Here is a 24,890-nt window from a genome sequence, read left to right as displayed (position 1 = left end):
GGGCGCCGGCCCCTTCATTGCATCAGGCGGGTCAGGCGGACGTGGCGCTGTCGAAGCTGCGGCGCAGATGATCCGCGAGATCGCGGCGCAACCCGGCCGTCTGGGCGACGATGTTGCCGAAACGGGCAAAATCGTGGGTCATTCCGGCATGCACGCGCAGTTCGGTGCGCACGCCCGCCGCCCGCAGACGATCGGCATAGGCCCGACCTTCGTCGATCAGCAGATCGTGTTCGGCCAGCGCCACATGGGCGGGAGGCAGGTTGCGCAGATCGGGGTGCGTCAGCGGCGCGAAGCGCCAATCCCGCGCGTCGCCGTCCGGGCCCAGGTAGTTCGCGTACATCCAGGCGAGGGTGTCGGCCTCGAGCAGATAGCCGCGCGCGTAGCGACGGCGCGACGGGCTGTCGTCGCCCGGGCTGGTGCAGGGATAGAGCAGCAGCTGCGTCAGCGCGGCCGGGCCGCCGTCGTCGCGGGCCTGGATGCAGACGGTGGTGGCCAGCGTGCCGCCGACGCTGTCGCCACCGACGGCCACGCGTCGGGTATCCAGGCCAAGCGCCGCGCCCTGGTCATGCAACCAGCGCCAGGCATCCACGGCGTCGTTGAACGCCGTGGGAAAGCGATGCTCCGGCGCCAACCGGTAGTCGATTGCCAGCACGGCGCAATCGGCCAGCGCGGCCAGGTCCCGGCACAGGGAATCGTGCGAATCCAGTCCGCCCACGACGTAGCCGCCGCCATGGAAGAACAACAGGACCGGCAAGGCGGTATCGGCGCGGCTTTGATAAAGGCGCGCGCCGATACGCGCGCCGTCGCGGCACGGCACGTCCAGGTCGCGCACCTGCGCCAGCGGTGCTCCCGGAGCGTCGATGACCGCGGTGGCCGCATCGTAGCCGAGCCGGGCGAGGGCCGGCCCGGCCTCGTGCATGGGCCGGCCCTCGCTGGCGGCGGCCAGCTCCAGGAAGGCGGCCAGATCGGGATCCACCTCGCCGTCGAGCATCGCGCCGCTTACCATCGATAGGCCACGCTGGCGATGAACGTGCGCTCCAGGCCGTATCGGCAGTTGGACTGGGTGTTGTTGCGGCACACGATGGTCTCGCGGTTGAAGAGGTTGGTGGCATCGAGCGCGAAACGCCACTTGTCGAGCTGGTAGCTCAGGCCGGCGTCGACCATGAACGACGAGCCGTTTTCCATGGTGTTGGCGACATCCACATAGGTCTTGCCGACGTAGCGCACGCCGACGCCCATGCCCAGTCCGCGCAGCGCGCTGTCGGACAGGGTGTAGTTGACCCATGCCGAGGCCATGTGGCGCGGCGTCACGATGGGCGTGTTGTTCTTCTCGAGCGGATTGTTGCTCTGGGTCACGGTGACATCGTTCAGCGTATACGAGGCCACCACGTCCAGGTTGCGGATCAGTTCGGCCTTGCCTTCGAGTTCGATCCCGCGCGAACGGATCGCGCCGGTCTGGACGCTGAAGTTGATGTTGCGCGGGTCGGGGGTCAGCGCATTGCGCTGCGTCAGGTCGAAGAACGACGCGGCCACCATGCTCTTGGAGCCCGGCGGCTGGTACTTGATGCCGAACTCGTATTGCTCGCCCTTGGTCGGCTTGAAGGGGGTGGCGTCCATCGACACGCCCGCTTGCGGGTTGAACGAGGTCGAGTAGCTCACGTAGGGCGTGACGCCGGAATCGAACAGGTAGGCCAGCCCCAGGCGGCCGGTCAGCGCGGTATCGTTCTGGCGGGTGGTGCTGCTGGTCAGGTTGTTGCGGCTTTCGGACCTGGCCCAATCGTGCCGCAGGCCGGCCGTCACCACCACGCGATCGACCTTGATCTGGTCCTGCAGGTACAGACCGTACTGCCGGTTGACGTCCTTCTGGTCGATGAAGGCGTTGGCGGCGCCCGGATACGGAATATTCTGGTCGTATACCGGATTGTTCAGGTCCAGGTCGGGCGCGAAGCCCTGGCGATACCATTGCTGGCCGTCCTGGAAGCGGTAGTCGAAGCCCGCCAGCAAGGTATGGACGGCGCGGCCGGCATTGAAGCGGAATTCTCCCTGCGTGTCCACGACCACGCCATCGGCGCTTTCCTTCGAGACCATGGCATAGCGGCGCAAGGTGTGGCCATCGGGCCTCAGCCCCTGGGCGTAGAGGTCACGCTGGTCGAGCTTGCCATGCTGGTAGCGCGCATTCTGGCGCACCGTGACGCTGTCATTGAACCGGTGCTCGAACAGGTAGCCGATGGCGTACTGTTTGCGGTCGTATCGGTTGAAGCCGTAATCGCCCACCGGCACGTGGGTCGGGTACACCGGGCGCGACTCGCCGTCGGTCTCGTCGTGCTGATAGTGGGTCAGCAGCGTGAACGAAGTATCCGAGTTCGGACGCCAGGTGAAGGCCGGCGCGATGTAGCCGAGGTCGTCCGGGTAGCGGTGGTCGCCGTCATACTTCACCTGGGTGCCGCTATCGCGCAGAATGCCGGTCAGCCGGTACAGGTACTTGCGGTCCTCGTCGATCGGGCCGCCGATGTCGAAGGCGGCCTGGCGCCGGTCGAAGTTGCCGGCCTGCAGCACGACCTCGCCGAACGGATCCAGCGTCGGGCGCTTGGTGATGCGATTGACCAGGCCACCGGGCGCCACCTGTCCGTACAGTACCGACGAGGGGCCGCGGATCACTTCGACGCGTTCGAGCGCGTAGGGGTCGGTGCGTGCCCGGATCTGGTCATAGGGCAGCTGGTTCAGGCCGTCGCGGTAGTCGCCGGTTATCTTGGCGTCGAAGCCGCGCAGCACGATCCAGTCGTTGCGCACCTCGGCGCCGCCGAAGTTGGTGATCTGCACACCCGGAACATACTGGATCGCCTGCGACACGCTTTGCACGCCCCGATCGCGCATTTCCTGCGCGCCCACCACCGAGATGGATTGGGGAATCTCGCGCAACGGCGTATTGGTCTTGCTGCCCGAGGTGGTGTCTTCCGCCACGTAGCCCTGCACCGGGCCCGTGCCGGTATCGGCGGTGCCGCTGACGGTGACGCTGGGCAGCGTGCTGACGTTTTCCCCTGTGGCCTGTTGCGCAAGCACCGGCGCGGCGACGACCAGACCCAATAGCGTCAACGTGCGATGCGGGCGAAGCGTAAAGGCTGTGCGTGATGTGTTTTTATGGTCTTTCATGATGTCTTCAGGTAGTCGGGCGCGCCTGCTTCCAGGCTCGCCCTTTTTGAGAGCGTCAAGCTGCCTGGGCGGCCGCCGTCGGCTGTAACGGCGCACGCGCGTCTGGCGTGCTCCGGGCAAGGGAAGCCGTGTTCACGGCATGTCGGAGCGCCGCGGCGAAAATCTCGCAGACGTGGTCGATCTGCGCGGCGGTGATGATCAGGGGCGGCAGGAAGCGCACCACGCAACCGTGGCGTCCGCCCAGTTCGACGATCAGGCCGCGCCGCAGGCATTCGGCCTGCACCTGGCCCGCCAGGGCCGTGGCCGGCGCGCGGCCGTCGTCCTGGGCGGGGTCGATCAACTCCACGCCCTGCATCAGGCCGCGGCCGCGTACGTCGCCGATCTGCGGCAGGTCGCGCTGCAGGGCGCGCAGATGCCCGGCCAGGCGTGCGCCCATTTCGGCGGCGTGATCGGCCAGCGCTTCTTCGCGCAGGACCTTCAGGGTGACGCTGCCGGCGGCCATCGCGAGCTGGTTGCCGCGGAAAGTGCCGGCATGGGTGCCGCTGGTCCATTGATCCAGGTCCTGGTCGTACACCACCAGCGACAGCGGCAAGCCGCCGCCGATGGCCTTGGACAGCACCACCACGTCCGGTTCGATGCCTGCGTGCTCGAACGCGAACCGCTTGCCCGTGCGGCAGAACCCGGATTGGATTTCGTCGGCGATGAGGGGCACGCCGGCACGCCGGGTCAGGTCGCGCACGCCCGCCAGCCAATTGGCCGGGGCCGGAATCACTCCGCCTTCGCCTTGCACGGGTTCCAGGATCATCGCCGCCGGGGTGGCCACGCCGCCCTCGGGATCCGTCAGGACCGATTCGATGTAGCGCAGGCCCGCTTTCACGCCGGCGTCGCCATGCAGGCCGAAGGGGCAGCGGTAGTCATAGGGATACGGCAGGAATTGCACGCCGGCCAGTGGCGAGCGCAGCGACTGCTTGGGTCGGGTGTTGCCCATCAGTTGCAGCGCGCCCTGGGTCATGCCGTGGTACGCGCCCTGGAAAGCCAGCACGTCGGCGCGGCCGGTGGCCGTCTTGACCAGTTTCAATGCCGCCTCGATGGCATCGGTGCCGGCCGGACCGCAGAACTGCACCCGTGCGCGCGCCGCCAGCCGCGCAGGCAGGAAATCGAGCAGATCACGCATGAATCGATCCTTGACCGGGGTGGTCAGGTCCAGCGTCAGCAAGGGCAGCTCGTCGCGCAGCGTGTTCTGCATGGCCTCGGCGACGGCGGCATGGTTGTGGCCCAGCGCGAGCGAGCCGGCGCCGGCCAGGCAGTCGATGAAGACGCGGCCCTCGACGTCCTCGACATAGATGCCTTTGGCCCGCCGCAGCGCCAGCGGAATGCGCCGGGGATAGCTGCGCGCGTTCGACTCGCGCTCGGATTGGAATTGCAGCAGCGGATGGTGCTTGATCACGTAAGGATGGCGCAATGCATCGTGCCTGCGTTCCAGGTCCTGCTCGGTCGTCGAGGGTGCGAGATGGGTTGCCATGAGAATTCGCCTTCAGTGAGCCGCCCGGCGCGGGCGGCGGGGCGGGGCGGCGGCAGCCGCCCCGGTCATGAGATCAACGCGGCCGCCGGCCGCACAGGCGCGGCGACGCGCGCGTCGGCGGGCATGTCCAGCAGGGCGCTACCGATTTCCTGTGAGCGGATCGCCAGGATCGACAACAGGCTGTCGCTGATGCCATGGGTGCTTTCGCTGCCGCCCTGCACATAGATGGCGGGCAGCAGGCGGTCGGTGGCCCGCACGCGGTAATTGCGATCGATCTGGAAATCAGGCAGGAAGGACGCCAGGGGATTGAGCAGCGCCCGGTGCTGGTCGCGCACGTAGCCGGTGGCCAGCACCACCGCGTCGTAGCGGCATTGCGTCCGGTCGCCGCTCTCGCTGTCCTGCAACTGCAGGGTGATCCCGTCGTCGCCAGGCTGCACGGCCGTGATCCGGCAATGGCGTTGCAGGCGATGGCGCGTCTCGCGCCGGACCCGCTGTTGATACAGCACGTCATAGATGCGTTCGATCAGTGCCAGGTCCGGCGCGGCATAGTTGGTGTGCCAGACGTCGGCCAGCAGGGCATCGCGCTCGTGCGGCGGGCGGTCGTAGATGTAATCGGTGTGTTCGGCGTTGAAAATCTCGTTCATGAAGGGGCTGTCGTCCGAAGGACGCAGCGCGCGGCCGCGGATCAGCAGGTCGACGGCCGGCTGGCGGGGATGGCCATGCAGGTCCATGAAGATTTCGGCGGCGCTCTGCCCGGCGCCCACCACGGCGACGCGGCCCAGCTCGCCGGTCTGGCTGATGGCGCTCAGGTATTTGCTGGAATGGATGACGCGCGCATCGTCCCGTGCCTGGGCGAAGATGTCCGGCACATTGGGGCGCCCGCCGACACTGACGATCAGGTTGCGCGCCAGGCGCTCGGTGATTTTTCCCTGGGCGTCGCGCGACACCACGCGCAGCAGCGTCACGGTGTCGCCGTCGAATTCGGGGCGGACCTCGATCACGTCTTCCCCGTAGCGCACCTGTTCGTCGAAATGGTCCGCCGCCCACTTCAGGTAGCCATTGAAGTCGTGGCGGCTCGGAAAGAAGGTTTGCAGGTTGATGAACTGCTGCAAGCGGCCCTCGGCGTGCAGATAGCTCAGGAATGAGAAGGGGCTGGCGGGATTGCGCAGCGTGACCAGGTCCTTCAGGAAGGAGATCTGCATGTGCGTGCCGTCGAGCATCATGTGCGGATGCCAGGCGAATTCCGCTTGCCGTTCCAGGAACAGGGCGCGCAGCGGCGGACCGGCGCGCTCGCGCAGGGCGATGGCCAGGGCGATGTTGGACGGCCCGAAGCCGATACCGATGAGATCGTGTACAAGCATGGCGGCCTTCAGTGCAAGGAGGGGGAAACGGGGCGGTCGGCCTGGCGCGGCTGGAGCGGCGTCAGTGCCTGGGGGGTGATGCCATCGGCGGCACGCGGGACCCAGAGCGATTCATTGAAGAACCGTTCGCGCGTGAGCGTGCCCAGCATGGCGCGTTTGTGGGGGAAGTCGAAGGTCTTTTCCAGCGCGTAGCCGCTGCGTGCCAGGCTGCGCAGCATCTTCGCGTTGTCGATGCGGGGCTCGATGACCAGGCGTTGCGTGCGGGGATCGTCCAGGAACAGGTAATGCGAGATCGACGGCATCCAGGCCGAGACGAAATGCTGGCCGCGATAGGCGGGATCGCCGATCAGTACATGCCAGCCGCGATCATGGTCGGCGGCGCCGCAGAACGCGGCGATGCGGTCCTCGCGGGCCCAGTAGGCCTCGACGTAGCCGAACGGCACTCCGTCCAGGCAGATCACCAGCGGCAGCGTATGCGCGTCCTCGGTTTGCTTGCGCAGATAGGCGCGGTGCTTTTCGATGGGGCCCGCCTCTTCCCAGAAGTGCGCGACCGTCGGGTCGTTCATCCACAGGTTGAGACGGACGGCATCGAGCTCTTCGGTGGCGACCCGCAGGGACAAGGTGGCCTGCAGCCAGGGAATGTGGCGCCGGTACACCACGCTGGCCGGCTTGGGCGGACGGCGCGGATGGCGGGCCGCGCCCGTCATGACGTAGTCCAGCGGGTAGGGCGCCGCCGCCGGGCCGGCGAGCCAGGGATGCTGCTGCTGCCAGAAGAGGCCGGCCTGGGCGATGATGGGTTCGTCCGGCGGGCGCCGCAATATCCCTTGCGTGAACAGCGGCGATTGGCGTGGCAACGGCGCGACCACGCGGATCGTGCGCGGGGCCGGGTGCAGCGCGAACGTGGCCTCCAGCGCGGCCAGCAATTCGGGCGTGTCCGGGCCGGTCGAGCAGGGTCCCAGCCAGTCGAGCTGGGCCTGGTCGCCGGCGTGGTGCAGGCGCCAGGCGCTGGCGGCATCGCGATCGATGACCTTGATGGTCAGGCAGGACCCTTGCATGACGGCTTCATGGGGCACCCCGCCGGGGTGGCAGAGATAACGGTGCGATTGCGCGTGTCCAATCGAGGTTTGCTTGGTGACGGGTGGCATCTGCGTCCAGGGAAGGAGAACAACCGGGCGGGCCGGCGTATGAAGCGCTCTTCTTAACTAGACGAATGAGAATCGCTGCCGTTCAGCAGGCCGCCGTGTCGACATCGGCGCATGGGCCGGCCACGCGCCGGGCGGCGCGATTGCATGGCGCGAGCGGGCACAGATCGCAGTAGCCATGGCCCGGCAACTGGTAATAGAGGCAGCAGCGGCGCAACAGCGTGTGGGTCGTGTCGCCCTGCGCGTTGCCGCGCGTGACCGCGCGCGCCGGCCGGTACATCGGGTTTTCGAGGCCGTCCCAATCGGGACGCGCGAGCAGCCAGGCGTGATCGGCGCGCAGGCCTGCATGCGTCGGCAGCATGCGCGCGAGTTCGCTGAAGATCACCTCGAGATAGCGGGCCGCATTGCCCCACACGATGCGCGGCGCCACGCCGCAGCATTCGGCCAACCGGGTGGCGACGGGCGCGATGTGGCCGTGCAGCAGGGTGGCATAGCGCTCGGCGCTGGGCGCGCCGGGCATGGCGTGGCCGTCGTGAGGCAGCAGGAAAGGCATGGGTGCGCCATCTTCGGCCAACGCCAGGCGAGCCTGCGTGGCGCCGACAGGCAGGACACGCTGCAGCACGCTGGCCGCCGCCACAACCGGAGGCAGCAGGCGCCAGAAATAGGTAAGCGACCAGACCGAGGCCAACGCCGCCAGGGGCGCCTGCGGATCCGTGACGGGCGGGTCGAGGTGGCGGGCGTAGGCCTGGCAGGCGGCGGCAAGCGCCGCCGGGCATTCCAGCCACGCCGCCACCGTTGGCGCCGTGCTGCCGGATGGCGCCAACGCCACCCCTGCGCCGTGCGTGCGCCATTCCCCGGGAAAGAGCGGTTCCAGGCAGGGGATCATGGGATGACGGCACCGTCACGGTTATGGCTCATAGGAATACAGACGAATCAGCCTGGCGAAAATTCAATGCCCAGGCGTTCGGCCCGATCCATGGGTAAATTTCGGCTCGGCCGGTTCGTCTATCCATAAGACCCCTCCGCTTTTTCTAGGAATCCGGCTTGATTACCCATTTGATCCGGCAGTCTCGCGCCGCGCTGGTCCTGGCGTCGCTTGCCTGCCTGTGCGCAGGCGTGGCCAGCGTGTTGCTGGTCGTCTTGATCAACACGGCATTGACGGCCGATCCCGATGCCCGCGGCGGGTTGGCATGGCAATTCGCGGCCGTCGCCATCTTCGCGATGCTGGCGCGCATGGCCGCGTCGTTGATGTTCGAACGCCTGGGGCAACAGGCCCAGGCCGATCTGCGCCGCTACATCACGGACCGCGCCATGCGCGCCGACTATGCCCGGCTCGAGGAAGTGGGCGCGGATCGCCTGCAGTCCGCGCTCACCGAGCACAGCGCCAATATCGCCCAGTACTTCGTGATGCTGCCCGCCATCCTGACCAACGCGGTGATCGTCGTCGGCTGCCTGCTCTATCTGGCGCTGCTGTCCTGGCAGGTATTCCTGGTGGCGGTGCTGGTGGTGGGCCTGGGATCGCTCGGCTACCATTTCGCCCATCTGCGGGCCATCCGTCACCTGGAGGTGGCCGCGCGTGAGCAGGACGGCCTGTTCGCGGGCTTCCGTTCGGTCAACGCGGGCGCCAAGGAATTGCGGCTGCACCAGGGCAAGCGCGCCGCCTTCACGCAGGACGTGCTGCATCGCTCCATCGAGGCGGTGCGGCGCGCCCGCACGCGCGGCATGTCGATCTTCGTGGTGTCGACCAGCTGGAGCCATTTCCTGATCTATGCCTTCATCGGCCTGGTGCTGTTCGCCCTGGCGGGCGAGGGCGCCAGCCAGCAGCGCGTCATGACGGGTTTCGCGCTGGTGTTCCTGTACATGGTGGCGCCGCTGGAGGCGCTGCTGCTGAACATCCCGCGCGCCAACCTGGCGCGGGTGGCGGCCCGGCGCATCGATGCGATCGTGGGGGGGCTGGTGGCTTCCGAATCCGCCGCGCCGCCGGCCGAGTCGCCAGCCACGCTGCGATCGGTGGCCTTGCGGGGCGTCACCCATGTCTACTATCACGAGCAGTCCGACGATACCTTCCAGCTCGGGCCGGTGGACCTGGCTTTCGGTCCCGGCGAGATCGTGTTCCTGGTGGGGGGCAATGGCAGTGGCAAGACCACGCTCGCCAAGCTGCTGGTGGGCCTCTACCGGCCGGAACAGGGCGCGATGACCGTCGATGGCGTCGAGGTGACGGACGCCAACCGGGATGCCTATCGCCAGCGCTTTTCGGCGATCTTCTCCGATTTCCACCTGTTTGACCGCCTGCTCGAAGCCAGCCGGGGCAACCTGGATGACGAGGGCAATCGCTGGCTCGAACGCCTGCTGCTGAACCACAAAGTGCAGGTGCGCGACGGCGCCTTTTCCACGCAGGCGCTGTCGCAGGGGCAGCGCAAGCGGCTGGCACTGGTCGTGGCCTACCTGGAGAACCGCCCGTTCATCGTGTTCGACGAATGGGCGGCCGACCAGGATCCGGTGTTCAAGGACGTCTTCTATCGCGAACTGCTCCCCGAGCTGAAGGCGCGTGGCAAGACGGTGCTGGTGATTTCACACGACGACCGCTACTTCGACCTGGCCGATCGCATTCTGCGCATGGAGCACGGGCAATTGCTGGGCGAGACCGCAAAGGCGCCGGCCACGCCCGCGTCAGCGCCGGCGGGGACTCGCCCGGGCTTGATCGACGCGGCGATTCCCCGGGCGGAAATGGTGCCTGGCGCAAGCCCTATCTGAACTCAGCCCTGGCCGCCGCGCCGGGGCACGATCATCGGGCTGCCGGTCTCCGGATCCGGCAGTACCCGGCATTCCAGGTCGAACACCTGCCGCATGGCGTCCTCCGTGACCACCTGCCGCACCTCGCCCTGCGCGGCGATGCGGCCGCCCCGCATCATGACGACGCGGTCGGCGTAGCGGAACGCCAGGTTCAGGTCGTGCAGCACCACCACCAGCGTGCGTCCGGCCCGGTGCAGGCGCGCGCACAGTTCCAGCAGGTCGATCTGGTGGCGGATGTCGAGAAAAGTGGTGGGTTCGTCCAGCAGCATGATGCCGGCGTCCTGCGCCAGCACGAGCGCCAGCCAGGCGCGCTGCCGCTGGCCGCCCGACAGCGTGTGCACCGGCTGGTCGGCCAACTCCGCCAGGTCGGTGTCGGCCAGGGCCGCGTCGACCGCCTGGGCGTCGGCCGGCGACCACTGCCGCAGCAGGGTCTGGTGCGGATAGCGGCCGCGCGCCACCAGGTCGCGCACCGTGATCATTTCCGGCGCTACCGGATTCTGCGGCAGATATGCCAGGCGCCGCGCCACCGCCTTGCGTCGCAGGCTGGCCAGGCTGGCGCCGTCCAGGAAGGCCTGGCCGCGGCTGGGCGCCAGCGCGCCACCCAGCACGCGCAGCAGCGTGGACTTGCCACAGCCATTGGGGCCGACCACCGCCGTGAAGGCGCCCGGGGCCACCGCCAGCGACAGCTCCCGCAGCACGGGCGTGTCGCCATAGGACAGGCTGACCTGCCGCAGTTGCAGGGCGGACATGCCGTCGGCCGGATCGTTCAGGTCGAGGTCTTGCGCCATTCGAGCACCAACAGGAAAGCGAGATAGATGCCGCCGATGCCGGCGCTCAGCACGCCGACCGGCAGGCCATTGGGCCCGGCGGCGCGGGCCAGCAGGTCGGCGGTCGCGAGCAGCACGGCGCCGGTCAGCGCCGCCAGCAGCGGCTGTGGACCGCTGGCGCGCACGCAGCGGCGGGCAATTTGCGGCGCCGACAGGGCGATGAAGGCGATCGGGCCCGCCACCGTGACGGCGGCCGCGGCCGCCAGCACCGCCACCAAGGTGGCGGCCAGCCGGCTGCGCGAGGGCGTGGCGCCGAGGGCCTGGGCCAGGTCATCGCCCATTTCCAGCAAGCGTAGCCGGGCGCACAGCGCCAGCCCCAGCGGCAGCAATACCGCGCAGGCGGCGCCGATCAGGGCCGCGTCGGCCCAGGTCTTGCCCGCCAGGCTGCCGTTGAGCCAGGCGGCGGCCAGGTAGGCTTGCTCGCGCCGCAGGTTGGACAAGCCATATTGCACGAAGGCGAAGGCGATCGCGCCCACCGCGATGCCCGCGATGACCATGCGCTGGGGCGCGGCAAAGCCGGCGCCGGAGCCGAACCAGACGCCGGCCGTGGCCAGCAGCGCGCCCGCGGCAGCGCCCCAGGCCACCGGCATCAGCCCCGGCCAGACCATGGCCACCGCCACCGCGCCCGCCGACGCGCCGGCCGTCAGGCCGATGACGTCGGGGCTGCCCAGGGGGTTGCGGGTCAGGCTCTGGAACAATGCGCCGGACAGGCCCAGCGCGGCGCCGGCGCCCAGGGCCGCGAGCACGCGCGGCAGGCGCACCGTGTGCACCAGCCATTGCTCCACGGCGCCGCCCGCGCCTTGTAGCGCCAGCCACAGCGCGCGCCAGGAAAGGCCGGGATCGCCGGCCCGCAAGGTCGCGATGACCACGGCGCAGGCCAGCATCAGCAGCAGCGCCGCATAGGCCAGCGCGCGCGGCGCGACGGGCCACGCGAGCCAGTTGCCGGCGCGCAGCAGGCATGCGGGCCGCGGAGCGGAAAATGGGACGTCCCGGGTCATGCCAGGCCCCGCGCGCGGCCACGCAGCGCCGCCAGCAGGAAGGGCGCGCCGATGAAGGCCACCACCACGCCCGTCAGCAGTTCGGCCGGCGCGCGCAGCAGCCGCGCCAGGATGTCGGCGACCAGCATCAGCAGCGGACCGAGCACCACGCAATAGCCCAGCAGCCAGCGCAGGTCAGGGCCGGCATAGCGGCGCGCGATGTGCGGCACGGCCAGGCCCACGAACGCGATCGGGCCCGCGGCGGCGGTGGCCGCCGCGGCCAGCACCGCCACGCACAGCAGGCCCAGCATGCGGTACAGCCCGGCCCGCAGCCCCAGGGCCTGCGCCAGCGCCTGGCCCAGCGTCAGCAGGTTGAGCGGCCGCGCCAGGATCGCCGCCAGCAGCAGGCCGGCGCCGATGTAGGGCGCGGCGCGCAGCGCGGCCTCCAGCGATTGGCCCGCCAGCGAGCCTACCGCCCAGAAGCGGTAGGCATCGAAGATGTCATCGCGCAGCAGCGCCACGGCCTGCACGTAGGCGAACAGCACCGCGTTGACCGCGGCGCCGGCCAGGATCAGCCGCACGGGCTGCAAGCCGCGGCCGCCCGCGCCGATCAGGTACACCGCCGCCGCGGCCGCCAGCGCGCCGGGCAGGGCGGCCCAGAACGGATGCGCGGGCAGGCCGCCCAGCAGCAGCGCCGCCGTCACGATGGACGCGGCCGCGCCGGCGTTCACGCCGAGCAGGCCGGGCTCGGCCAGCGGATTGCGGGTCAGCGCCTGGATCAGGGCGCCGGCGACGGCCAGGGCGGCGCCGGTCAGCAGGGCCAGCACGGTGCGGGGAATGCGCGAGGCGACCACCAGTGCGGCGTGGCTGTCATCCGGCCGCAGCAGGACGCGCCAGACCGTGGCCGCCGACAGGCCGTGCGAACCGAGCCACAGGCTGGCCAGGGCGGCGGCGGCCAGCAGCATACAGGCGGCCAGCAGCAGCGGCGCCCGCAAGCGCCGCGCGGCCAGGGTTGGCGTATCGGGCCGTGCGGCGGGCGGCAGGGGGAACCGCCGCATCAGTCGCCGGCTCCGTCGCCACGGGCATGGCGCGCGGCCTCGGCCAGGCGGGGCGCCAGCCGGTCCAGCATCCAGGCCACCGCCAGCGGCGTGCCGGAGGACGAGGCCATGACCAGCGCCGGGTCGCTCAGCGCCACGTAGGCGCCGCGCCGCACGGCCGGGATCGAGGCATACAAGGGCAGGGCCGCGGTGCGGTCGCGCTCCTCGGGCGTATAGAACCAGGACACCAGGATATCGGCGTCGCCCAGGGCGTCGGCGTGTTCGAACCCCAGGTAATGGGCGAAGTGCCCGGCGCTGGCGCGCAGTCCGCGCACCGAAGGCGCCAGGGTCAGGCCCATGGCCGTGAGCGTGTCGACGCGGGGATCGCCGGCGACGTAGGCGGCGAAATTGCCGGAACCCAGGTCGGCGCGCACGTAGGCGAAGGTCTTGCCGGTCAGTTCCGGGTAGCGGCGCGCCACCTGGGCCAGGACGTCATGGATGCCGCCCTTGAGCGACGCGGCGGCCTCGGGTTTGCCCAGGGCGGCCGCGATCAGGTCGATCTGCGTGTCCACCGGCGTCAGGAACGGTTGGTCGGGATAGGCCACCACCGGCACCAGCCGCGACAGCTGTGCATACGCCTCGGGGCTGACGCCGGAGAAGGGCGCCAGCACCACGTCGGGGCGCAGCGCGATGATCTTCTCGATGTCCAGCTCGGGATAGACGGTGATGCGCTCGGGCAGCGCCTGCCCCCGGGCTTCGATGGCGGCGCGCACCCAAGGCCAGTAGTGCTCGGGGTCGCCGCCCCAGTCGGCGCGGCCCACCCCCACGGGCACCACGCCCAGCGCCAGCGCCAGGTCATCGGCGCCCAGGCCGAGGGTGACGACGCGCTTGGGCGGGGCCGGGATCACCGCCTCGCCCAGGGCGCTGCGCAGCGTGACGGGAAAGCCCGGGACGGACGCCGTGGCCGACGCGCCGGCCGAGGACGGCGCGGACGCGGCCGGCGCCGGCGCCGGCGCGCGCTCGCAGGCGGCCAGGGTCAGCACCATGGCCAGCGCCGCCACGCCGGCCAGGGCATGGCGGCGCATGCGCGCCGTGACAGCCGGATTCAAACGCATCGTGCCGCAACACTCCCTGGCTGGTCGCCGTATGCCATCGCCATCAGTACTGCGCGCGCACGGTCAGCATGACGTTGCGGGGCGCGCCGTACCAGCCCTGGCTGTAAAAGCCGATCTGGTCGTAGTACTTGCGGTCGAAGACGTTGTTCAGGTTGAGGGTGGCCGAGACCTGCTTGCTGAAATCGAAGCGGGCCATCAGGTTGACCAGCGCGTAGCTGCTCTGCTCGACATCCACGTTGCCGCGCGGGCTGGCGGCGGACTGGTACATGCGGCTCTGCCAGTCGACGCCGCCGCCCACCGTCAGGCGGTGCAGGTCGCCCGGCAGGCGGTAGGTGGTGTACACCTTGAACAGGCTGCGCGGGTGGCTGGTGTTGATGGCCTTGCCGTCGGCGTCCTTGGCGGTGAAGTGGGTGTAGCTGGCGCCGATGTTCCAACCGGGCGTGAGCTGGCCGCTGGTTTCCAGTTCGAAGCCCTCGACCTTGGCGCCGGCCACGGCGCGATAGGCCTGGGTGCCGGGCATGCCGATGACCGATTCGCCCGGGATGGCCTGCGCAAGATTGTTCTGGCGCGTCTGGTAGAGCGACGCGGAGGCGTTCAGCAGCCCTTCCAGGTAGGCGGCCTTCAGGCCGATCTCGTAGCTCTTGCCGTCGATGGGCGGCAGGATCGAGCCACTGGGCGTGCGCGCGTTCTGCGGCTGGAAGATCTCGGTATAGCTGGCGTAGGCCGTGTAGGTGCTGTTGATGTCGTACAGCAGGCCGGCGTAGGGCGTGAACTGGTCGTTGATCTTGTATTGGCGCTTGCTGCCGAAATAGGTCTGGTTGGTTTCCCAGTTGCTCCAGCGGCCGCCGACGATCAGGTGCAGCGGGTCGGCCAGCGAAAAGCGCCCGACCGCGTAGGCGCCGGTCTGCTTGACGCGCATGTCGTCGGCGGGCGTCTTGTTGGCGGCCCAGGTCGGCTCGGCGACGTGATCCTGGCGCCAGTCGAAGAAGCTGCCAATAGCCGGCTTGGCGCCGGTCTGCAGGTATTGGCCGATATTGCTATGGTCATTGACGCTCATCCAGCCCAGCGCCAGTTCGTGCTTGCGGCCGAACAACTGGAACGGACCCGATACGGTCAGGTGGATGTCGTCGCGCGAACGGTCGCCGTCATAGTTGTTGAATGCGCTGCTCATGCCCGCGCCGGTGACGCGGTTGGGGTAGCCGCCGCGGAACAGGTGCTTCATGCGATAGTCGCCGTCGTTGTGGCTGTAGGCGGCGCGCACCTTCCAGTCATTGGCAAAGCGATGCGTGAGGTCGACGAAGGTGGTGGTGGACTCGGTGTCGATGCGGGCCCAGCGGGTATTGTTGGCCACCGAGCGGTTGAAGTCGGTGCGCGAACCGTCGCTGTAGAACAACGGAAAGCCGCTGCCGAAGCCCCGGCTCTGGTTGCGCGAATATTCGACGCCGGCGGTCAGTACCGTGTCCGGCGTCAGGTCGGCGCTGATGATCCCGTAGAAGGTGCGCTTGCGCGTATCCAGGAACGTCACGTAGCTGTCGCCCTGGTCGTACGCGGCGACGAAGCGCGAGCGGATGCGGCCGCCTTCGGTGATGGGCACCGACAAATCCAGATTGCCGCCGACCTGGTCCCAGCTGCCGGCGCTGGCGCTGCCGGACAGGGCGAATTCGCGCAGCGGTTTCTTGCGGATGAAGTTCACCGCCGCCGACGGGTTGCCCGAGCCGGTCATCAGGCCGGTGGCGCCGCGCACGATCTCGACCCGGTCGTAGATGGCCGCGTCGATGTCGGTGGCGCCGTAGTTCCAGAGGCTGAGAATGGGCGAATTCAGGCCGTCGAACTGGAAGTTGTCGATGGCGAAGCCGCGCGACGAGAACGACAGCCGGTTGCTGTCGCTGCGCGTGACCGAGATGCCGGGCGCGCTGGCCAGGATCGAACCGGTGTCGCGCAGGCCCTGGTCCTCGATCTGCTGGCGCGTCACCACGCTGACGGACTGCGGCGTCTCGCGCGGCGACAGCGTCAGGCCGGTGGCGGTGTTCATTGCGTCGGTGGTGTAGGAGTGGGTGCCTTCCGTGGTGCCCGGGATACCCGCGCCGCTGACGGTGACGGCGGGCAATTGCGCCACGTCATTGGACGCGTCGCCGGCGGCGGCCGCATTCTGGGCGTTGGCTTGTTGATGGGCGAGTGCGGAGCAGAGCAGGGCCGTCTGGATCGCGTAGGCAAGGGGACGCACCCGGCGCGGCTGCGCGGCGGGCGAGGGCGGAACGGACGACATGAGAACAAGCTCCAGCGGTAAGGTTTGGTAATGAGAATTATTGATTTTTACCGTTGGATTGATGTATGCGCCGCGATGCGATGCGTATGGCAAACGCCGCCGGGCTATCCCGCCTTGGCCGGCGCTTCCGCCAGAGGCGCGGCGCAGCGGTGCAGCCACGCCCATCCCGCCGCGCTGGCCGCCACGAACAGCAGCATCGCCGCCGCCAGCCGCAGCGGCTGGCCATAGACCAGCGGCACGCCCCAGCCGCTGGCGAGCGAAAACGTCAGCATCTGCATGAAGCCCAGCACCGATGCCGCGGTGCCCGACAGATCCGGCACGTGCCCCAGGATGCGCAGGGTCATGGCCGGCACCCCCATGGCCAGCCCGCAGGTGAACAGCCCGGGCAGCAGCACCGCCCAGGGCAGGCGCGGCGGCTCGGCCGCGGCCATGTACAGCACATAGGCCAGGCAACTGCCGCCCATCAGCAGGAAGGCCAGCAACGTGATGCGGCCATCCGACCAGCGGCCGGCCTTGCGCGCCGCCACCAGGGCGCCCGCCATCGCGCCCACCACCAGCGGCACGAACAGATAGGCGAAGTCCGTTTCCGGCAGGCCCAGCACATTGCTGATGAAGTCGGGCGCCGCGCCGATCAGAAAGCCCTGGGCGGCGAACAGCAGGCTGAACGCCAGCCCCAATGCGGTGTAGCGCCGGTTGCCCAGCACGCGCGCGTAGTTGGCGGCCAGCGTGCGCCAGGCCAGCGGCTGGCGCCGTTCGGGCGGCAGGGTCTCGGGCAGGCGCCGCGCGCACAGCAGCCAGGCGGCGCCGGCCAGCAGGGTCAGCAGCAGGAACACCGCGCGCCAGCCCTGGTGCGCGGCCAGGTAGCCGCCCAGAATGGGCGCCAGCGCCGGCGACAGGTTGAACACCAGGATCAGGTAGGACATGGCGCGGCGCGCCACCGCGCCGTCGTAGCAATCGCGGATGATGGCCTGGCCGACCACGATGCCGGCGCCGGCCGACAGGCCCTGCACCGCGCGCCCGGCCAGCAGCCAGCCGAAGCCGGGGGCCAGCGCGGCCATCAGCGAGCCGCAGACGTACACCGCCAGCGCCGCCAGCACGATGCGGCGCCGGCCCAGCGAGTCGGACAGGGTGCCGTGCAGCAGCAGCATCGACGCATAGCAGGCCATGTAGACGCCGAGCGTCAGCTGCACGGTCTCCTGCGGCACGCCGAACTCCCGGCCCAGCGCCCCGAACGCGGGCAGGTAGGCGTCGATGGTGGCGGGCGCGACACAGGACAGCAAGCCCAGCATCAGCACCATGACGGGAAACGAGGGCAGGGGTTCGGGGCGTGACACGGGGGTATCCATGGCGGGCGCTTCCGGGGAGGGGAAGCTCTGCCGCATGGTCGCCCGTCACCGCGGATTGCAGGAATGGGAAATGCCGTAAGACCAATGGGCGCCGCCGGAAGCCATCCACGGCTGCCGCTCAGTTCAGTTCGCTGGGGGCGATGCCGTAGCGTTCGCGGAACGCCGTGGCGAAGTTGGTGGCGTGGCGGTAGCCGACGAAATGCGCTGCCTGCTGCACGCTGCAGCCCTGCGCCAGCTGCTCGCGCGCCACTTCCAGGCGGCGTTCGCGCAGCCAGCTGAAGACCGAGCGCTGGTAGGTGGCCTGGAACTTGGCGCGCAGGGTGCTGGGGCTCATGCAGGCCAGCCGCGCCAGGTCGTCCAGCGTGTGTTCCTCGCCGGGCGCGCTGTGCAGGCGCTCGCGCACCCGCTCCAGCAGCTGGCGGTCGCGTTCCGACACGGCGTTCTCGGCCGGCGCGCGCTGTTCCAGCGTGGCCAGGGCGTGGGCCAGCAGCTGGGTGCCGACGCCTTCGCGCAGCATGTTCCGCAGTGGGCCGTCCCAGCCGCAGTCCAGCAGGTGCTCGATGGCCTGCAGCAGATGGCCCTGCACCTGCCAGCGGCGCAGCCGCAACGACGGCGAACGCAGCGCCTTCCAGATCATTTCGCTGGTCTGGTCGTCGCCCGCGCCATCCGGGTCGGACAGCGACAGGTTGACGCTGCGCAGGCGCTGCCCGGCGGCATGGGTGCCGGTCATGGCGACGGTGTCGCCATACAGCGCGCTGACGCCGCTATGCGCCGCCAGGCGGACGTCGTCATGGCGGTCGATGCGGGTCTGGGCGTGGCCCTGCAGCATGACGATGGCCGAGAAGCGCGGCGACATCATCGAGGTGGCTTCGTAGTGCTGGTGCACGCGCACGTCGGACAGCACCAGCGTCAGGCCAGGCCGGATGGCATAGGTGTCGACCCGGCCTTCGGCGATGCACAGGGTTTCCGGGTCGGCGCGCACCGCGCCCGTGAGCTGCGGCAGGCGGTAGCGGAAACCGCTCTGGCTGCCCATGCGGTTGAAGTCGGCGACGGTGAATTGGGCGGGGGAGGCTGATGGGTTCAAGATCGTCACTCGCGTTACGGGATGAGCCCTTTGGCGGGGCGAAACGCCTCGTCAAATGTGAGAATGAGAATAGCATATGTTCTCATTGTTACGGCTTTTTGCCGAAGTGCTCCGGCACCGCTATTGCTCCGGGCTCCTGCCTGCGCCTTCCGGCGTCTCAAGGCGCGGCGCAATCTCCCAGCTCGTCGCCCATGACGTCGCGATACCACTCATGGAAATGCTGCATCCCGTCCTCCATCGGCGACTGGTACGGGCCGCTTTCCGAGGTGCCCCGGCGCAGCAGCGCCAGCCGGCCGGCATCCATGCGCTCGCCGATCTCGTCGTCCTCGATGGCGGTCTCCATGTAGGCCGCGCGCTGGGCCTCGACGAATTCACGCTCGAACAGCGCGATTTCCTCGGGGTAGTAGAACTCGGCGATGTTGATGGTCTCCTGCGGACTCTTGGGATACAGGGTCGACAGCACCAGCACGTGCGGATAGAGCTCGATCATGTGGGTCGGGAAATACGTCACCCAGATCGCGCCGTAGTCGGGCGCCGAGCCGCCGCGGTAGCGCATCAGCGTGTCGTGCCAGTCGCGATAGACGTCCGAGCCGGGCTTTTCCAGCGAATCGTGCACGCCCACGCGTTGCAGACTGTGTTGCCGGCCGAACTCCCAGCTCAGGTCGTCGCAGGTGACGAAGCGGCCCAGGCCGGGGTGGAAAGGCCCGACGTGGTAGTCCTCCAGATACACCTCGATGAAGGTCTTCCAGTTGTAGTTGCACTGGTGCACCTCGACGTGGTCGAGCACGTAGTCGGAGAAATCGAACTCGGGCCGGTCGAACAGGTGGCCCAGGTCGCGCTGCGGATCGCGCGGGCCCTCGAACAGCAGGCCGTGGCAGTTCTTGAGGGGGAAGCGCGGCAGGTTCAGGCACGGCGTGCTGGGAAACTGCGGCGCGCCCAGGATCTGGCCCTGGTTGTCGTAGGTCCAGCGGTGCAGCGGGCAGACGATGTTGCCGCCGCTGGCGGACAGGTTGCCGGCGGGATTGCCCGGGCCGGTCACCGCGCCGGTCTCGCCGCCCAGGATCAGCGCCTGCCGATGGCGGCAGACGTTGGACACCAGCTCCACCCCGCGCGCATTGCGCACCAGCACGCGGCCGCCTTCCTCGTGCGGCAGGCGGCGCCAGTCGCCCGGTTCGGGCACGCCTTTCTCGTGGCCCACGTACAGGGCCGATTGCTTGAATATCCGTTCCTGTTCGCGGGCGAACAGGGCTTCGTCGAAATAGGCCCGAACGTGCAGCGGGCTCAAGGCCTGCTGCACATGCTCGAGGCGGCCAATGTCCGTCATATCCGACTCCTTGTGCCGTCCCGCAAGGCCCCGGGCCGCTGTCAGGCGGGCACGGCGCTCTCGGCGTCGATCCGGGCAATGCGTTCGGCAAGATCCAATTTGGGGCAGGTGCTGCAATAGTCGCCATCGCGCCTGCGGAAATAGTGACAGCAGACCTGCCGGTCAACGGCGATGACCGGCAGCGAGGCGCGCTGCCAGGTCAGGTAGCCGCTGCGTCCTTGCAGGCCCAGCAGGTTCATCCATTCGGTGGCCTGGCGCCGCGCTTCGTCATTGGCGGCGGCGCCATCGTCGTGGCGCGCGGCCAGCAGGGCATACAGCACGCAATCGGCCTGCATGCTCTCGGCGGCGCGCGGGCTGACCCGCAGCACCTGGGTCAGCTCGCGGTAGAAGGTGGCGCAGATGTTGCGCAGCTGCGCGGCGGCGGCCTGCATGCGCTGGCGCAGGCAGGCGCGCAGGGGTTCATGGCGGTCCAGCGTGTAGCCGATGATGAAGCCGTCGTCCGGCACCGGCTGGGTCATGCTCGACAGATCGGGCACGATCGCGCTGCGATGCGCGGCGATCACGCTCAGGTAGACGGGCTGCCAGATCAGCAGCCCCCAGCAGCGCAGGGCCAGGTAGTGCGGCCCCGCTTCCGGATAGCGCTGCCCCCAGACATCGCGCAGTCGCGCGATGGCCTGGGCGTTGTCGGCGCCCGGGCGGATGCCCGGGCCGGCGGCCGGCGCGACCTGGCCCGACAGCCCGGGCACCAGGCGGCCGGTCAGGTCCAGCAGATCGTCCAGGTCGCGGTTCACGCAAGCGCCCGCGCGGTGTCGGCCTGGCCCTGGCCCAGCCATTGCGGCCGGTAGGGGGCGATCGGGTTGGCCAGGTTCGGCGCCATCTGGAAGCTGCCGATGGGATCGGCCAGGTTGACCATCTGCAGGTTGTTGGCCAGCTGCAGGCGGTTCAGGCACGAATGGATCATCTCGGGGGCGAACAGGTCGTACTGGCGGTACTTCTCCAGCCGTTCCGGATGCGCCTCCTGGTAGGCGGTGACGCGGCCGGCCACCAGTTTCCAGAAGGCGTCCTCGGCCATCACGCCATCGTCGGCCAGCACCTGCGCCAGGTGGCGGAAGTAGCCCTCGAACACATCGACGAAGATGGTCAGCAGCTTGTATTCCTCGGGCACGTCGGCGGCCAGGCGGCGGGCGTTCTCGGGCAGCGCGGCGTCCGGGTTGAGAATCGACGATTCCTCGGCGATGTCCTTCATGAAGGCGCGCACCGGCACGTGGTCCTCGATCACCAGGATGACGTTCTCGCCGTGCGGCATGAACACCAGGTCGTGGGCGTAGAAGCAATGCACCAGCGGCGTCAGGTAGGCGTCGACGTAGCGCTCGAGCCACGTGGCCGCGTCCAGGCCGGAGGCGCGGATCAGCTCGGGCAGCAAGGCGCCGCCCTGGGGATCGACGTGCAGTAGCGCCGCCATGGTCATCAGGCGCTGGTTGGGACCGATCAGCGCGGTGGGATTCTCGCGCCACAGCGCCGAGAACATCTTCTTGTACGGCGTGTCGACTGAGATGGCGGCTTCGTAGTAGTAGTTGCGAAAGCCCAGCGAGGCCGCCTCGCGCAGGATGGTGAAGCCGTTCTGGCGCAGCCACGGGTCGGCCGAGATCAGCCCGTGCAGGTATTCGTTGATGGCCGGCGTGCCGGACATGTAGTACGGCGACAGGCCGCGCATGAAGCCCATGTTCAGGATCGACAGCGAGGTCTTGACGTAGTGCTTGCCGGGCTGGCTGATGTTGTAGAAGGTGCGGATCGACTGCTGCGCCAGGTAGTCGTCGTCGCCATAACCCAGGCACACGATCTTGCGCGTGGCCACGTAGGGGGCGAAGGCTAGCGACAGCTTGTTGAACCACTGCCACGGATGCGAGGGCATGAAGAAGTAGTCGGCCGGGTCCAAGCCCTGGTCGCGCAGCATCTGCGTGTGGCGGGCGACGGTATCGGCGCCCAGCTCGTCGCGCAGCAGGCTGTCGTAGTCCATGGTGGACAGGCACGCGAAATGGGCGTTGTCCTTGTGCACCGCCAGCCACATCACGCGGATCGGGCTGGCGCATTCCGGCGCGTAGACGTGGTAGTCCTCGGCGTCGAAGCCCAGGCGGCCGTTGTTGGCGACGAAGCTGGGATGGCCTTCGATCATCGAGGTCTCGATGGTCTGGTAATCGGCCACGGCCAGCGCGGCGGCCGAGGGCGCGGCGCGGGTGTGCTTGTAGGCGCTGCCGTGCAGCGTGCTGGTGATCTCGTCCAGGTAGATCGGCAGCCGGTCCTCGGGCATGCCGAGCTTGTCGCGGATCTCGATCACGAACTGCAGCGCGTCCAGCGGCGCCGGCGTGCCGGCCATGGTCTTGCTGATCGACTCGGGCGGGATGCGCCAGTGGCGCATGGCCATCAGTTGCGCGTCGAAGCGGTATTCGGCGTGGCCGTCGGCCAGCACCAGGCGGTAGCGGTCGAAGCCGGGCGCGTCGGCCGGGCCCAGGCGCTCGGGTTCCAGCAGCCATTCATGGGCGTATTCCGAGATGGCCTTCTTCACCAGCAGGCGGTTCACTTTTTCCCAGGCCTCGGGGGCGAGGTGGCTGGCGATCTGGGCGGGATGGGGCTGGGTGTTCATAGGGACGACTCCTGGAGTTGGGCCTGTTCAAACTGCTGCCGGGTGCAGAAGGCGATGCTGGCGGTCTTCTCGCGAAAACGCGCCTGGCCGGCGTAGACAAAACCCATGGCCAGGTTGAGTGCATGGATTTTGCTGTTGTTGCTGTCGGGTTCCACCACCACGCGGCGGGCCTGGAGGCGGTCGAACATGAAGCGCATCACGAAGGCGAGCACGTCGCGGCTGAAATGGGGGATGCGCACCCGCGGCGGTCCGATGAAGATGTGCATGCCCAGGTCGCCGGGCCGCACTGGATAGTGCTCGCCGACCTGGTCGTGGGCGGGGTCGTAGCATTCCACCAGGAAGGCCGGATGGCCGTCGTGGCTGCCGAGCCAGGCGCCAGCGTGGCCGCTGTCGGCCAGCGCCTCGTAGAACTCGCGCACTTGCGCGTCGGTGAAGGTCTGCATCGACCAGAAATGGGCGTAGTCCATCGCGAACCACTGGCGCAGCAGCGCGGCGTCGCGCGCGGGGTCGAGTGGGCGCAGCTCCAGGCCGCGGCCCTCGTCGTAGTGGCTGCGCGCGTGGCGGTCGATCTCGCCCAGAAAAGCGGCGGTCATGGTGATCATGGGGAGCTCCTCGTGCGGTCGCGGGTCAGACCGTGGCGGCCCGATGGCCGTCCAGCATCGGCATTAGTTCCGGCGCGACGCCGCCGCGACATGCCGCCACCGCCGGCTGCGGCGCGCGATGGCCCAGCACGCCGCTGGCGGGCGGACGGAAGTCCTGCAGCGCGGTGCGCGGCTCGATGGCGTAGTGTTCGTGGCCGGTCAGCTCGCGCAGGATCTGCGAATTGCGGTAGCAGCAGAAACCCAGGTCCGGATTGGTCACGCCGTGGCTGAGCAGGCCGCTGTTCTGCACGAAGATCTCGCTGCCGCCGTGGTCGATGGTGTAGTTGCGCGCGATCTGGTAGCCGCCGTCCTCGGCCCAGGCGATGCGGTCGTTGATCGGGTTGACGCACGTGGGAATGCTGCGGGTGTAGCCGGTGGCCAGCACCAGCCCGTCGGCCGCGTGCGAGAACGCCTGGCCGGTGTCGACGTGGCGGAACTCCAGGTGGTAGCGGGCGGCGTGGCGGTCGTAGCGGCTGGCGCGCAGTTCGGCGTTGGTCAGCAGCGTGTAGCGGCGGTCGCCGTTGTGGATCTTCTCGTCGAGCAGGTCGTAGATCTGGTTGATGAGCGAGGCGTTGATGCCCTTGTACAGGCTGCTCTGCTCGGCCAGGATCTGGCGCCGGCGCGCCTCGGGCAGGTCGTAGAAGTAGTTGGTGTAGTCGGGCGAGATCAGTTCCAGCGTGAGCTTGGTGTTCTCCATCTGGAAAAAACGCGGCGAGCGCGTGATCCAGGCCAGGCTGTAGTCGTGCTCGTCGCTGTCGCGCAGCAGGTCGTGAAACACCTCGGCCGCGCTCTGGCCGCTGCCGACGATCGTGATCGACTGCCGGCGCTGCAGCGCCTCCTTGTGGCGCAGATAGTCGGCGCTATGCACATAGGGCGCCTCGCGCCGGTCGCAGCAGGCCGGCAGCACCGGCTGCGAGCCCAGGCCCAGCACCAGCTTGCGGCAGCGGACCATGAAGCGTTCGCCATTGATGCTGTGCTGGCCGGTGACCAGGTAGGTATCGGTCTCGGGATCGTGCAGCACGCTCTGCACATCGCTGTTGAAGCGCAGATTGGGCAGGCGGGCGGCCACCCACTTGCAGTAGCGGTTGTACTCGGCGCGCGTCAGGTAGTGGTTCTCGCGCATGTAGTACGAGTAGATGCGGCCGGTCTGCTTGCAGTAGTTCAGGTAGCTGTATTCGCTGCGCGGATCGGCCAGGCTGACCAGGTCCGCCAGGAACGGATTCTGCAGCGTCGACGCCTCGATCAGCATGCCGGGATGCCAGTCGAAGCCGGGCTTCTTGTCGAGGAACAGGGCGCGCACGCCGGGCAGCGGGGCCGACAGGCAGGCAAGGCTGAGATTGAACGGGCCTAGGCCGATCGCGACGAAGTCATAGATTTCACGGTTCATGATGCTGACGCCTTTTGCTGAGTCTGCGTTTCACAGGCGGCGCCCGGTGGTCGGGGCGCCGCGGGACAGGGCCGGCCGTGGCGCCTAATCGGGCGGCACGGGACACGACGAGCGGGTCTGCCCATCCGTCCACCGCATCAACAAAGGATTTCCAGCGCCGGTATTGCACGAATCAAACATCTGTGTCGGTATGATTTTCATTTGCAATATGGACACTCTAGCAAATGGTTTTTTGGCGCGCGGCGTCGCCAAAGGCAAGCAGGCGGCGCCCATATGC

At 68.7% G+C, this 24,890-nt stretch carries 19 protein-coding genes; 1 reads left to right on the top strand and 18 read right to left on the bottom strand.

Annotated elements, in window-relative coordinates:
• Positions 1–31: 31 nt before the first annotated feature.
• The 6 genes from AC1HFW_RS08845 to fhuF all read right to left on the bottom strand — a co-directional run bounded on the left by AC1HFW_RS08845 (position 32) and on the right by fhuF (position 8,061).
• Positions 32–991, bottom strand: coding sequence for an alpha/beta hydrolase (locus tag AC1HFW_RS08845; RefSeq protein WP_061071165.1), 960 nt, complete (start codon positions 989–991; stop codon positions 32–34).
• Between the two features lie 8 nt (positions 992–999).
• Complete coding sequence (locus AC1HFW_RS08840) at positions 1,000–3,093, bottom strand: TonB-dependent siderophore receptor (protein WP_479282794.1); 2,094 nt, start codon at positions 3,091–3,093, stop codon at positions 1,000–1,002.
• A gap of 112 nt (positions 3,094–3,205) precedes the next feature.
• Positions 3,206–4,672, bottom strand: a complete 1,467-nt coding sequence (locus tag AC1HFW_RS08835) for a diaminobutyrate--2-oxoglutarate transaminase (RefSeq protein ID WP_479282792.1) — start codon at positions 4,670–4,672, stop codon at positions 3,206–3,208.
• Between the two features lie 65 nt (positions 4,673–4,737).
• A complete protein-coding gene (locus tag AC1HFW_RS08830) occupies positions 4,738–6,033 on the bottom strand; it encodes a lysine N(6)-hydroxylase/L-ornithine N(5)-oxygenase family protein (RefSeq protein ID WP_479282790.1) in 1,296 nt (431 codons plus the stop codon).
• Between the two features lie 8 nt (positions 6,034–6,041).
• Entirely contained in the window at positions 6,042–7,088 is a 1,047-nt protein-coding gene (locus AC1HFW_RS08825) for a GNAT family N-acetyltransferase (protein ID WP_479282789.1), read from the bottom strand.
• Positions 7,089–7,260: 172 nt separating this feature from the next.
• Positions 7,261–8,061, bottom strand: a complete 801-nt coding sequence (fhuF, locus tag AC1HFW_RS08820; RefSeq protein WP_479282787.1) for a siderophore-iron reductase FhuF — start codon at positions 8,059–8,061, stop codon at positions 7,261–7,263.
• Positions 8,062–8,219: 158 nt separating this feature from the next.
• Between fhuF and AC1HFW_RS08815 the strand changes: the two genes are divergently transcribed.
• A complete protein-coding gene (locus AC1HFW_RS08815; RefSeq protein ID WP_479282786.1) occupies positions 8,220–9,929 on the top strand; it encodes a cyclic peptide export ABC transporter in 1,710 nt (569 codons plus the stop codon).
• Positions 9,930–9,931: 2 nt separating this feature from the next.
• Here AC1HFW_RS08815 and AC1HFW_RS08810 read toward each other — a convergent pair whose 3' ends face one another.
• The 12 genes from AC1HFW_RS08810 to AC1HFW_RS08755 all read right to left on the bottom strand — a co-directional run bounded on the left by AC1HFW_RS08810 (position 9,932) and on the right by AC1HFW_RS08755 (position 24,613).
• Positions 9,932–10,756: an ABC transporter ATP-binding protein gene (locus AC1HFW_RS08810; RefSeq protein ID WP_479282784.1), complete on the bottom strand. Its 825-nt coding sequence runs from the start codon at positions 10,754–10,756 to the stop codon at positions 9,932–9,934.
• Positions 10,735–11,793 (bottom strand): FecCD family ABC transporter permease, encoded by a 1,059-nt coding sequence (locus AC1HFW_RS08805; protein ID WP_479282782.1) that lies wholly within the window; start codon positions 11,791–11,793, stop codon positions 10,735–10,737. Before AC1HFW_RS08805 ends, AC1HFW_RS08810 begins: the two co-directional genes overlap by 22 nt.
• The gene (locus AC1HFW_RS08800) at positions 11,790–12,830 is read right to left on the bottom strand and encodes a FecCD family ABC transporter permease (RefSeq protein WP_479282780.1); all 1,041 of its coding nucleotides are present in this window, start codon (positions 12,828–12,830) and stop codon (positions 11,790–11,792) included. The genes AC1HFW_RS08805 and AC1HFW_RS08800 overlap by 4 nt, the downstream gene beginning before the upstream one ends.
• On the bottom strand, positions 12,830–13,924 hold the full coding sequence (locus AC1HFW_RS08795; protein WP_479282778.1) for an ABC transporter substrate-binding protein: 1,095 nt from the start codon (positions 13,922–13,924) through the stop codon (positions 12,830–12,832). The genes AC1HFW_RS08800 and AC1HFW_RS08795 overlap by 1 nt, the downstream gene beginning before the upstream one ends.
• 43 nt (positions 13,925–13,967) lie before the next feature.
• Positions 13,968–16,190: a TonB-dependent alcaligin siderophore receptor FauA gene (gene fauA / locus AC1HFW_RS08790; protein ID WP_479282776.1), complete on the bottom strand. Its 2,223-nt coding sequence runs from the start codon at positions 16,188–16,190 to the stop codon at positions 13,968–13,970.
• 104 nt (positions 16,191–16,294) lie between these two features.
• Positions 16,295–17,488, bottom strand: a complete 1,194-nt coding sequence (locus AC1HFW_RS08785) for a multidrug effflux MFS transporter (RefSeq protein ID WP_006395129.1) — start codon at positions 17,486–17,488, stop codon at positions 16,295–16,297.
• A gap of 166 nt (positions 17,489–17,654) precedes the next feature.
• Positions 17,655–18,623, bottom strand: coding sequence for a helix-turn-helix transcriptional regulator (locus AC1HFW_RS08780; RefSeq protein WP_479286481.1), 969 nt, complete (start codon positions 18,621–18,623; stop codon positions 17,655–17,657).
• A gap of 154 nt (positions 18,624–18,777) precedes the next feature.
• Positions 18,778–19,944 (bottom strand): aromatic ring-hydroxylating oxygenase subunit alpha, encoded by a 1,167-nt coding sequence (locus AC1HFW_RS08775; RefSeq protein ID WP_479282775.1) that lies wholly within the window; start codon positions 19,942–19,944, stop codon positions 18,778–18,780.
• Between the two features lie 41 nt (positions 19,945–19,985).
• Positions 19,986–20,777 carry a siderophore ferric iron reductase gene (locus AC1HFW_RS08770; protein ID WP_428993850.1) on the bottom strand — a complete coding sequence of 264 codons (792 nt, stop codon included), beginning with the start codon at positions 20,775–20,777 and terminating at the stop codon, positions 19,986–19,988.
• Positions 20,732–22,585 carry an IucA/IucC family protein gene (locus AC1HFW_RS08765; protein WP_479282772.1) on the bottom strand — a complete coding sequence of 618 codons (1,854 nt, stop codon included), beginning with the start codon at positions 22,583–22,585 and terminating at the stop codon, positions 20,732–20,734. The genes AC1HFW_RS08770 and AC1HFW_RS08765 overlap by 46 nt, the downstream gene beginning before the upstream one ends.
• Complete coding sequence (locus AC1HFW_RS08760) at positions 22,582–23,187, bottom strand: GNAT family N-acetyltransferase (RefSeq protein ID WP_479282771.1); 606 nt, start codon at positions 23,185–23,187, stop codon at positions 22,582–22,584. Before AC1HFW_RS08760 ends, AC1HFW_RS08765 begins: the two co-directional genes overlap by 4 nt.
• Before the next feature lie 25 nt (positions 23,188–23,212).
• A complete protein-coding gene (locus tag AC1HFW_RS08755; RefSeq protein ID WP_479282769.1) occupies positions 23,213–24,613 on the bottom strand; it encodes a lysine N(6)-hydroxylase/L-ornithine N(5)-oxygenase family protein in 1,401 nt (466 codons plus the stop codon).
• Between the last annotated feature and the right edge of the window lie 277 nt (positions 24,614–24,890).

This window comes from Achromobacter sp. ISS7 (genome assembly GCF_056523125.1).
This window is presented reverse-complemented; position numbering and strand designations above follow the sequence as displayed.